Annotated in this window: 8 protein-coding genes and 1 pseudogene; 3 read left to right on the top strand and 6 right to left on the bottom strand. The window is 36.2% G+C overall.

Annotated elements, in window-relative coordinates; genetic code table 11:
- From ACRCJ0_RS06130 to ftsY, 3 genes and pseudogenes are all read left to right on the top strand, one after another.
- Positions 1-1,690: pseudogene (locus tag ACRCJ0_RS06130) on the top strand (chromosome segregation protein SMC); the annotation flags it as partial.
- 93 nt (positions 1,691-1,783) lie between these two features.
- Positions 1,784-2,605, top strand: a complete 822-nt coding sequence (locus ACRCJ0_RS06135) for a Cof-type HAD-IIB family hydrolase (RefSeq protein ID WP_431389880.1) — start codon at positions 1,784-1,786, stop codon at positions 2,603-2,605.
- 228 nt (positions 2,606-2,833) lie between these two features.
- Positions 2,834-3,859: a signal recognition particle-docking protein FtsY gene (gene ftsY / locus ACRCJ0_RS06140; RefSeq protein WP_419973678.1), complete on the top strand. Its 1,026-nt coding sequence runs from the start codon at positions 2,834-2,836 to the stop codon at positions 3,857-3,859.
- A gap of 436 nt (positions 3,860-4,295) precedes the next feature.
- Here ftsY and ACRCJ0_RS06145 read toward each other — a convergent pair whose 3' ends face one another.
- The 6 genes from ACRCJ0_RS06145 to ACRCJ0_RS06170 all read right to left on the bottom strand — a co-directional run bounded on the left by ACRCJ0_RS06145 (position 4,296) and on the right by ACRCJ0_RS06170 (position 10,982).
- Complete coding sequence (locus ACRCJ0_RS06145; protein WP_431389883.1) at positions 4,296-5,588, bottom strand: HEPN domain-containing protein; 1,293 nt, start codon at positions 5,586-5,588, stop codon at positions 4,296-4,298.
- A 115-nt stretch (positions 5,589-5,703) separates the two neighbouring features.
- A complete protein-coding gene (locus ACRCJ0_RS06150) occupies positions 5,704-7,719 on the bottom strand; it encodes an ABC transporter permease (protein WP_431389885.1) in 2,016 nt (671 codons plus the stop codon).
- A gap of 1 nt (position 7,720) precedes the next feature.
- On the bottom strand, positions 7,721-8,470 hold the full coding sequence (locus ACRCJ0_RS06155; protein ID WP_026466327.1) for an ABC transporter ATP-binding protein: 750 nt from the start codon (positions 8,468-8,470) through the stop codon (positions 7,721-7,723).
- 139 nt (positions 8,471-8,609) lie between these two features.
- Positions 8,610-9,527, bottom strand: coding sequence for a sensor histidine kinase (locus tag ACRCJ0_RS06160; RefSeq protein WP_418151013.1), 918 nt, complete (start codon positions 9,525-9,527; stop codon positions 8,610-8,612).
- A 53-nt stretch (positions 9,528-9,580) separates the two neighbouring features.
- The gene (locus ACRCJ0_RS06165) at positions 9,581-10,267 is read right to left on the bottom strand and encodes a response regulator transcription factor (RefSeq protein ID WP_026466325.1); all 687 of its coding nucleotides are present in this window, start codon (positions 10,265-10,267) and stop codon (positions 9,581-9,583) included.
- A 229-nt stretch (positions 10,268-10,496) separates the two neighbouring features.
- Entirely contained in the window at positions 10,497-10,982 is a 486-nt protein-coding gene (locus tag ACRCJ0_RS06170) for an LURP-one-related/scramblase family protein (RefSeq protein WP_431389888.1), read from the bottom strand.
- Between the last annotated feature and the right edge of the window lie 243 nt (positions 10,983-11,225).

Consider the following 11,225-nt stretch of genomic DNA (forward strand, 5'->3'; position numbering starts at 1 on the left):
CGCTGACAATCTTGATAATGCTCGTGCGATTGCTAAAGCACTGTATTCTCGCTACCGGATTGTGACCCTTGAATCAGATGTGATTAACGCTGGTGGGTCAATGACTGGTGGGGCAACGAAACGGAATAACAATGCTGGTTTATTGTCCCGGAAAACGGACATCGATCATTTAAGTCAGGAAATCAAGACCTTGACCGCAACCGTAACCAACTTGCAAGAAGAGATGCACCAAGCGTCACAAGTATCTGAAGAGATGGTGAAAGAGCTTGAAACAATTAAAGCACAAGGGGATGAAGCACGCTTTAGTGAACGGACTTTAACGAGTCACATTGACCAGTTAACCGGGCAAATTGCTGATTTAACTGAAGTTTTAAAAACTGGTGAAAGCCTGCAAGCTTCTGCTTCAAAAACGAAGGCGAAACAAGAAAAAGCAAAAGCCAAGTTAGAAGCGGACTTAAAAGTTGTTGACGATCAAGTAGATCAATTGAAAAATCTGATTGAGGATATGAACTTGTCCGCTACTGATAAGGCTGAAAAAAGGGTGCAATTACAAGGGCAATTGCAGGCTGCTGAAACAGATTTAGCGGTCATGCAATCGCAATATACTCAAGTTGAAAGTCAATTAGCAGGTCAAGAAGCTGAATTAGCAGCAAAAGAAAATCAGGTAAGCCAAGTAGAAGCGGAACTTAAATTGATGCGTGAAGCTATTTTATCCAATTCTGAAACTTCTGGCACCTTGGATGCTGACTATCAAGCAGCTGTGAAAGCGCAGAAAGATTGTGAAGCTCAATTAAAAGCGGTCCGAAAAGTCCGCAATGAGGCGCAGAATAAGGCTGATGCCTTAGACCAAGAAGTCCAAGAGATGAACACACATCTCCAAGACTTGCTTGAAAAACAAGCTAAGGTGGAGGCAACAGCTTCTCGATATGAAGTATCGATTGATAACCATTTAACTCACCTTCGGGAAGAATACGGTCTGACCTTTGAACGGGCAAGAGCGACGTCAGAATTAACCATGTCTATGGAATCAGCATCCTTGAAAGTTCGTCAGTTGAAAAAAGAAATTGAACAAATTGGACCGGTTAATTTAGCAGCCATTGATGAGTTTGAAGAAGTGAATGAACGGTTTACCTTTATGCAAAAACAAAGAGATGACGTATTGGCTGCCAAAGAAAAACTCTATCAAACAATTTCTGAAATGGATGAAGAGGTAGCTGAACGGTTTGAACAAGCCTTTATTGCTATTCGGGATGCTTTTGAAGATATCTTTCCTAAATTATTTGGTGGTGGCCGGGCGAGTCTGAAATTGACCAAGCCAGATAATCTGTTAGAATCAGGAATTGATATTGAAGCTCAACCGCCAGGGAAACGGCTGCAACACCTATCCTTATTATCAGGTGGGGAGAAAGCTTTAACTGCAATTGCCTTATTGTTTGCGATTCTAGACGTTAAAACTGTACCTTTTTCTATTTTAGATGAGGTGGAAGCGGCGCTTGATGAAGCCAATGTAGCTCGTTACGGTCGGTTTTTACGTGAATTTGCGGATAAGACGCAATTTATTGTGATTACCCACCGTAAGGGGACAATGGAGTCAGCAAATATCTTGTACGGGGTGACCATGCAGGATTCTGGTGTGTCTAAATTGGCGGCCGTTCGTTTAGAAGAATTTGATGAGAAATTACTAGAATAATCAAATTAAAAAGGAATTATTCGTTTTTCATGGGGAAATGTGGCAAAATGTAAGTAATTTAGTAAAAATATTGAACAGAAATATGAGGGCATTATGATTGAATTAATTGCAATTGATTTAGATGGCACTTTGTTACGGAATGATAAGACGATTAGTGAGGGTAACCGTGAAATGATCCGCAAGGCGATTGATAACGGTGTGGATGTCGCCATTTGTACTGGGCGACCACTTGAAGCGATCCAAAATTTCTTGGATACTTTAGCAACCAATACAGCGGATCATTATTCTATCACCTATAACGGCGGGTTAGTTATTCAAAATAAAACCGGCAAAGTAGCTAGCCAAGTGACCATGTCAATGGCGGAAGCTAAAGCATTATATGACGTGATGGCGTCTCTAGAATTGCCACTTGAAGCGGTATTAATTGATGCAGTTTACCAATTCCCATTCCCTGAAAATCATCCGGGTCTCTACCAAGAAACGATGAACTTCTTACCGTTTAAACAATTTGATATGGACAATTTAGATCCAGAAACGGCTATTTTTAAAGTAGTTGTGAATACAGAAACTGATCATTTAATAAGTGTGATTGATCAAATTCCGGACTGGGTGTTTGAAGATTTCGAAGTGATGCGTAGTCATCCTTTCCAATTAGAAATCATGCCTAAAGGGATTGATAAAGGAACTGGTGTGAGTCATTTAGCTGATATTTTAGAATTAACTAAAGACCAAGTGATGGTAATTGGTGACGAGGAGAATGACCTAGCTATGCTTAAGTGGGCAGGCACATCTGTAGTGATGGAAAATGGTCGATCAGATGTAAAAGAGTTTGCTGACTACATCACAGACTCGAATGAAAATGACGGGGTCGCTAAAGCAATTGACCATTTTGTTTTCTTTGAAACAGATGACTAAAACCATGATAAAATACTGGAAGTTCAGACGTTAAGGGAAGATGTTATAAGGCTTCAGCTTACATTCGGAAATCTATTTTAATAGTTTTTCAGTGGCCAGTTTTTAAAATTGATTTTAGTCAGGATTGTTACTTTTACGATACGATATAAGTAAGTTAGTTAATATACACCTTAACTTATAATTTTACGATGACATATGAGATTTTTATTTTAGTAAAGGAGTGATACGATGGGATTATTTGACCGTATTAAACGCGCGTTTACGGGTGAGGATGAGATTGTTGAGCAACAGCGTCAAGCTGAGTCGCCTAGTCAAGATCAGATTGTCTTTGAAAAGTACGATAAAGGTGTTGAGAAGACACGACGTTCTTTCTCTGACCGTATGAATGAATTGTTTGCTGGTTTCCGCCAAGTGGATGATGAGTTTTTTGATGATTTAGAAGAAACTTTCATTTCTTCTGATGTTGGTTTTGACATGACACTTGCCTTATCTGACGCAGTACGTGAGGAAGTACAACGTCGCGGTGCTAGTTCAGGTGAACAAGTAAAAGATGTCATCATTGAAAAAATGGTGGAGATTTACGACAAAGGTGGCGAACCGAATGTTGAAATCAATGAAAATCCAGACGGTCCAACAGTTGTTTTATTTGTTGGAGTTAATGGTGTCGGCAAAACGACTACCATTGGGAAAATGGCTTACCAATTAAAACAAGATGGTAAAAAAGTCTTGCTTGCTGCAGGGGATACGTTCCGTGCGGGTGCGATTGAGCAATTAGAAGAATGGGCACGTCGTATTGATGTACCAATTGTGACTGGTAAAGCGCAAGGGGACCCAGCTTCTGTGGCTTTTGACGCTGCTAAAACTGCGCGTGAAGGTGGCTACGACTACTTATTAGTAGATACAGCTGGACGTTTACAGACTAAAATTAATCTAATGAACGAATTAGATAAAATGAAACGTATCTTAACTCGGGAATTACCTGGTTCACCACATGAAATTTTATTGGTATTAGATGCAACAACTGGTCAAAATGCATTAGTACAGGCTAAAGAGTTTGATAAGACTGTAGATATTGATGGTATTGTCTTAACCAAACTTGACGGAACTGCCAAGGGTGGCGTGATCTTTGCGATTCGCTATGAGATGGATATTCCAGTTAAATTTATCGGTCTTGGTGAAAAAGTGGATGACCTGCAAGTGTTTGATGCAGAGAAATTCATTTACCAATTAATTAAAGATGTTGTAGAAGTTTAACTTCAATTGACAGGAATAGACTAACTTAGGCCACAGATGAATGGTTAAGTTGGTCTATTTTTTTGGTAAACTACTTCTCTTATTCTATAAAACTAATTAACAGAATATATAATTTTATCTACATTTAGCTTCTACTTTGCACCTATTCTCTTGAAAAATACGTAGTTTAGATAAGTTCGTATAAAATGAATTTACTATCACATATTGTGAATTAAAAGTTATTTAAAACACAAAAATCTGCTATTTAATTAATGACACTTAATGCTGTTCTCAATTATGTCCGATAGCTTATTCATATTGTAAAAAAAATGTCTTTAGCAGCAAGATAAGACTAGATATCTATTCTTTCTGCTTAGGGAAATTAGAGTATGTTTGGTCATAATATTATCATACTCAATTAAATATAATCTAATAAAAGAGTTCTACTAATACGTACTTATTTTGGTAAGTTATCACACAATTCATTTAGTAGATAATTACGTATAGCTTTTTGAAATTCTTGGTATATTGGAATCAAATCTAATTCATTTAATTTTTTCTCTTTTTTATGGCCATGTATATAGTAGTCCCTATTATCTTTAATTATTTTAATTATATCTTTGGTATTTGGATTGCTATCCCAAGAAAAGTTAAATAGTTTATTCAATTTAGTCTCAAAACTTTTTACTTTAGTCCCATTAGTAAATACCTCACCATTAAAGTAGTTTTCAACCCCAGCCGATAGTGTTAGAAAGGCGGAAATGACAGGAGTTCTAAATTGTTTTGTAATTAGATAGCGACTAGTTAGTTCCCTTATTTTTTCAGAAGCAAAATATCTTTTTAGAACACTATCAAACTCATGTTGGATGTCTCTGTATAAAATTTCAAAAGAATGTTTAGTATAATCAGGTACTTTTGGTAAATAAGATTGTGAGATAAACCAATTCTCACGCTCATCTTTAGGTTCACGAATGTTCTTTGTTAATGATTTATTCTCATTTAAAATAATCCTATGTAATCCTATATCCTTATCTAGAATCAATTGAAATAAATTTCTAAATTGTATAGCTAAATCAAATATAAAATCTCTATTTTGAGGAGTATCCAATTCAATAACTATGATAGAGTTAAGTTTAATTGTCTGAATTCTTTGGGTCATATGATTTTTTCCTTCACTATTTAATGAGAAGGAAAATCTGATATCTTTAAAAAATAAATCATTAAATATTAGTGATGGGCTGTAAGAGTTGCTAAGAAATTCATCTTGTATTTTATATAACGAAAACCATTCATGTATAAAGTCTAGAGATAGTTGTGCTTTATAAACCAAAGAAGATAACATAAATTGTGAAGCGAAAGAGATATCCGTAATCACAAAAGAGGATGTACCTCCGTATGATGCAGCATTAAACATAAAAGTCTGATTAGATTTTGAACGAAAATACTTTCTAATGATGAATTGTATGTTTCCGTCCCATGTTGTGGCGTATAAAGGACCTAAATCATCGTTAGTTTCTACTTCGTCCAAATTAGAAGTAGAAACTTTATCTTGTGCACTAGGTTTCATCAAAATCGTTGATAAATCTAGAATTATATCATTACCTTCTTTTTTCAAATATCCTGGATAACTCTCAGAAAGGTTTATAAATTGGATTCCATTACTTTTTGAAGTGGATAGTTCTGAAGAAACAAACACTTGAAATTCAAAATTATCTCTTAGATTGAGTTCATTGAACTTTTTCTTTATCATATTACCTCACCTTTATTAATAATATATAAAATCTCTAAACATATTATATCGTAAAAAGACTAACTTAAGCCGTAGATGAATGGTTAAGTTAGTCTATTTTTTAAAATCTGGTTATTTACATTTCTTTCTTAATGATCGCGTAGTACATTTTAGAGGTAATGAGGTAACAGATGGCATAGATTGCGATGAATACGACAATCACAATACCATATGCTGTAAGTACGGTTGTAGGGGCGATTAGGCCTAGTGTTCGTAATAAGGACATGACAATTTTATGTGCCATGACGGCATTTAAGACTGCTACGATACTTGGTAGGGCGAATATCCAAAAGACTTGTTTTTGAATGGTTTGCTTGATTAAACTATCGGGTAGTCCAACTTGGCCCATGATATCGAATTTTTCTTTGTCATCATAACCTTCTGAAATTTGCTTAAAGTAAAGCATTAAGATTGTACCGATAATGAGTACGATACCCACAATCATCCCCAGGAATAAGAAACCACCATTTAAGCTGTATAGTTCTTTAGTCATACTTTGTTTTGAAGAGATACGATAAGTATGGTTACCGATTGTTACTGCAATACGGTTATCCGCAATCATTTGTTCAATTTCTTTGGCTTGTGCTTCATCATCTACATCAAAATAGAGACTTTGACTAGGCTCAGCTTTAACTGGTTCGTCACTACCATAGACACTGATTAAGAAGTTTTCGCGGATTTCATTTAGGACGTCTTCATTAGGGACAACTAGGTACATAATGTCGCCAACATAATTGGTTGGCATGTAGGTTTCATCGATAGCTTGTAAGTCTAATACTTGTTTGTTGTCATCATCAGCTAATAGGGTGATCTGGTCTAACTCTTTTGCATTTTTGATTTGACTAGCATACAGCGCTTGGTTTTCTTCAAGTTGGTAATCTTCTCCGTACAGTTCGTTAAAGTCATCCACTGTTGTGAGTAATAAGTAAGCGAGCCATTCTGGTTCACCACTTTCTGGCTGGAAAACACCGTCATTAAAGCGGGCACCAATCATGGTTAGGTCATAGCCTGATGCGAAGCTTGTGTTGATGTCTTCACCTAAGTAGTTAGACATATCATTAAGAAAATCTTCCTCAGTAAGTTTTTCCTGTTCACCATTTTCTGACACAATATAAGTCAATTCAAATTGGCGAGGGGTTGCACCTTCAATAATAGATGACATCCCCATGTATAGGGATAGGGTTGTACCAACAGTAACGATGATACCTGTACAAAGGATGGCGATAGATGCTAGTGAAACGGCATTTGCCCGCATCCGATATAACATGCCTGAAATCATTAAAAAGTTTTCTGGCTTATAGTAGTGTTTCTTGTTTTTCTGTAAGGCTTTTAAAACAAGAATTGAAAGACTGATAAATAGGCAGTAAGTACCGATGCTAATTAGTAGAATTGTACCAAATAGGAGTGGCAATTGACTCATAGCGTTTGTGATTGTTAGGGCAAAATAGTAACCAGCCCCCATTGCCACCAAACCAATAAGTAGAACGAAAATATTTGCTTTAGGTTCTTTTTCCCCAGCTTTTTTCTCTTGTAATAATTCTGTTGCTTGCATCCGACTTAGACGAATATTATTGATCAGATACACGAAGAACATAATTAAACCACCGACAGCAACTGTATAACCAGCAACACCCAGTGAGAATGGATAATCCATTAGGGTGGCACCGGTGTCTTTCATCAGTTTGTTGATCATGATGAAGACCATTTTTCCAAAAATAAAACCGATACCTGTGGCTAGGACAGTACTAGTGATCCATAAGATGAATTGTTCAATCAACATCATCAGTGAAATATGCTTACGCTCTAGACCGAGGACGGTGTATAAACCGTATTCCAGTCGCCTTTGTTTTTGAATGAAATTATTGGCATAAATGGTAAAGATAGTAATTAAAATCGTAGATAGGAAAATGGCAAAGGCAATGATTGTTGGTAGTTGTGCATTGCGCTCTTGAACAAAATCATTGGTCATTAAGGATGCCATAATATATTCCAAACCCATCAATAAGGTAAAGGATAGAAAGTAGGGAAAGTACACAGTGGCACGATTTTTAATATTTGTCACTGCAAGTTTTGTTAGCATACCTAGGCGCATGTTACACACCTCGATTCGTTAACATGGTTAAACTTTCTGCAATCCGTTCGCGCATCTCTTGGTCAGTAGCTTCACCGCGGTATAATTCGTGGTAGACAACCCCATCTTTAATGAAAAGTACCCGTCCGGCGCTTGCTGCAGCGGGGATTGAGTGGGTAACCATTAGGATAGTGTTACCACTTTGATGGATTTGTTTGAATATATTTAGAATTTGCTCTGACGATTTAGAATCTAAAGCACCCGTTGGTTCGTCCGCTAATAATAAGTTGGGTTGGGTGATGATTGCTCGGGCGATAGCCACCCGTTGCCGTTGTCCACCAGAAATTTCGTATGGGAATTTATCTAATAAATTAGTGATACCAAGTGGTTGAGCAATTTTTTCTAGGCGTTTTTCCATTTCACCTACGGGTACATTGGATAAGACCAATGGTAGTAAGATATTGTCTTTATTTGAGAAAGTATCTAATACGTTAAAATCTTGGAAAACGAAACCCAATTTTTCCCGACGAAACTGGGCAATTTCCTTACTTTTAATGGTTGCTAGGTCTTGGCCAGCTAAGTTTACTTTACCTTCAGTGGCTTTATCAAAAGTGGCAATGATGTTTAATAGGGTCGATTTACCTGAACCAGATTCCCCCATGATTGCGACATATTCACCTTCATTCACGGCAAAGTCGATGTTTTGTAGGGCAGTTGTTTCATTCCCCTTTGTTTTATATACTTTTTTAATGTTTGCTACATCTAGTAACATGTGATTTCCTCCTTGTCATGTGACGATCTTGTTTATAGTTATATTATGCCGAAGATAAGCCATGACTACATTTATCTATTCTTACAAAGCAAGAAAGAAACCTTACAAAATTGTAAGGTTCATTCAATAAAGGTATTTTTTAATAAATAGAGAGGATACGTTGGTGTAAATAGATGGTAAAAGTTGTGCCTTCATTCACAGTGGAAGTGACAGTGACGCGCTGGTTTAGCCGTGTGGCAATTGTTTTAACCAAATATAAACCGATACCGGATGATTTTTCATTCAACTGACCATTAAAGCCCGAAAAACCCTTGTCAAATATCTTTGGCAGGTCACTTTCCCGAATCCCTTTGCCATTATCTTTAATTGTTAACAGCATATTTTGGGCGTCAAATTGAATCCAAATATCACCATTATGCGTATATTTTAAGGCATTATTTAAAATCTGTTCGATCATTAAACTAGTCAAATTAGCTTCAGTTACAATCGATTCGTTAATGGTTTCATAATGTAATTTCACTTGTTGGTGAATAAATTGTCCACGGTATTTCTTGATTAAAGGCCGGATGATTGCGTCTAGTGAGACTTTTGTAAATGTCAGGTCACGGTCGGGATTGACTAGTCGTAAATAATGCAATGCCATATTGGTATAGTTTTCGATCTCTACCATATTTTGTTTTAAGTAATTGGCGCTTTGCTCACTTGATTGGTCGAGGACAAGTTGGCTAGCGGTAATAGGGGTCTTCATTTGATGCACCCACATTAAAAAGTATTCCTCCGTATCAGCTTGTTGTTGGAGTGCATTATTCTTATTCGTATTTATTTGCGTTTTTAAAGCTTCATTCTCAGCTAGTAAATTTCTCTGTTCCTTTTGATATATCATGCGACCCGTAAAATAAATGATACTGATAATGAAGAGTAACCATAGTAATAATTCTAATGCTGACTTAGATAAGTCAAACAAAAAAAATATCAGTATGATAGTAGCGAAAATGATGGACAAAAAGAGCAGGGTCATGCCTTCCTGGCGGATAAACCGCTGAATCAATTGTTTCATTTATAGGTTACCTCTCTTTTCTTATCTGTTATTATTGATTAAATATTAGGCTTTTAAGATGGTTCTACTTTGATGCGGTAACCGTAGTTTTTCTTTGTTTGAATAAAATTATCTAAGCCAATTTGCCGCAATTTTTTGCGAATCCGAGTCATATTTACAGCTAAAGTATTGTCGTCAATAAATTGATCATTTTGCCAGCAGAAATCTAAAATCTTCTCACGGGCTACATAGTCCCCCTTGGCTTGAAATAGGACCAGAAGAATTTGTAGTTCGGTAAAGGTGAGGCTAACTTCAGACTGGTTGAAAGTAACTTTAGCTTTATTGGTATCAAGTATTGCCCCCACAAGTTGATAAGTATTGGTATCTACTTCCATAGAAAAGGTATAGGTTCTTCTAAGCAAAGCTTGAATCTTACTTACTGTAACCTGCATATCGATTGGTTTTGTAATATAATCATCAGCGCCCATTTGAATCGCCATCACCATATCAACCGGTTCGCCAACTGAGGAAATAAAAATAATGGGTACTTGGGAAAGCTTGCGAATTTCCTGGGTCCAAAAATAGCCATTATAATTAGGCAAGTTCAAATCCATTAAAATTAATTGTGGGTTATGGCGTTTGAATTCACCAAGGATATCTTCGAAATTTTCTGTAATGATAGTTTCATATTGCCACTTATTTAAGGCGGTGGCCAAACTTTGGGCAATCACTAAATCATCTTCTACTAACATTATCTTCATTATTTCACCTACTTTAGACTGTTTTTTCTACATTCTACCATAAGCAATTTCTGAAATTTATCCATAAAAAACAGGCCTGGAATGAGAGCAGGCCTGTTCGTGATGAAGAAAAATGTTTTAGCTGTTGAGCTAAAGTGAATTGATGTACTGAAAATTGTTGGGATGTGTTTCCAGTACACCTCTATTATAGCGATTTCAGCTTAGTTACCGGTCATCATTTTTACGTTTCTCAACCAGATTGTTGCTTGTCACGGATGGTATCAATCGCAAGGATGATCGCAAGCACAATAATGGGGTCTACTTGAGTATCATCAATCGTAATTTCAAACGTATCTGACCAAGATAGCATTTTTGCTTTAACCTCCGCAATTGTCTGATTTTTTTCATTTTTAATGACATATTGCCAACCTAAAAGGTCTCCTTGAATTGTCCATCCAATATCTTGAATGGCCATTTTGGTTTTAAATAAAGTCATTTTTTGTTGGATAGTAGCTATATAATCATTGCCTTTGTAGACCTTTAGTTGGGTTAAAAAGCGAAAAGGCGATTCTTTAACATAAGCCAGTTCCTCATCTGTTAGGGCATCATAAATCCGTAATTGGCGACCAACTGAAAATAATTTGCTAGATACACGAAACAGGGGTGTTTGATTGTGGTCGTAAATATTAAAATCCTGCTTCAACGAAAATAACTTTTGCCTCATATACAATTTCATGTTCCCATCCCCTTACACATCTTTTTATAAAATTATAACTTATAAAATTTAGAAAGGACAATATATGTACTAATTGGTTAGAAATCAGTATCTTTTCTATTTTTTAATTTACGAACTTTAATATAATTGATTTGTGAAATATGGGTTTATTAACGTACAAAACTCTTAAAATTAAAGATTATATTCTGTTTTAATATGCACAAAGTGTTATTCGGATAAAAAATGAGAGAAAAATAAGTTGAA

The sequence above is a fragment of the Aerococcus sp. L_32 genome (assembly GCF_050689315.1).

Coding starts and splice junctions, on each gene's coding strand:
- ACRCJ0_RS06135 (WP_431389880.1), top strand. CDS start 1,784: ATGATTGAATTAATTGCAATTGATTTAGATGGCACTTTGTTACGGAAT.
- ftsY (WP_419973678.1), top strand. CDS start 2,834: ATGGGATTATTTGACCGTATTAAACGCGCGTTTACGGGTGAGGATGAG.
- ACRCJ0_RS06145 (WP_431389883.1), bottom strand. CDS start 5,588: ATGATAAAGAAAAAGTTCAATGAACTCAATCTAAGAGATAATTTTGAA.
- ACRCJ0_RS06150 (WP_431389885.1), bottom strand. CDS start 7,719: ATGCGCCTAGGTATGCTAACAAAACTTGCAGTGACAAATATTAAAAAT.
- ACRCJ0_RS06155 (WP_026466327.1), bottom strand. CDS start 8,470: ATGTTACTAGATGTAGCAAACATTAAAAAAGTATATAAAACAAAGGGG.
- ACRCJ0_RS06160 (WP_418151013.1), bottom strand. CDS start 9,527: ATGAAACAATTGATTCAGCGGTTTATCCGCCAGGAAGGCATGACCCTG.
- ACRCJ0_RS06165 (WP_026466325.1), bottom strand. CDS start 10,267: ATGAAGATAATGTTAGTAGAAGATGATTTAGTGATTGCCCAAAGTTTG.
- ACRCJ0_RS06170 (WP_431389888.1), bottom strand. CDS start 10,982: ATGAAATTGTATATGAGGCAAAAGTTATTTTCGTTGAAGCAGGATTTT.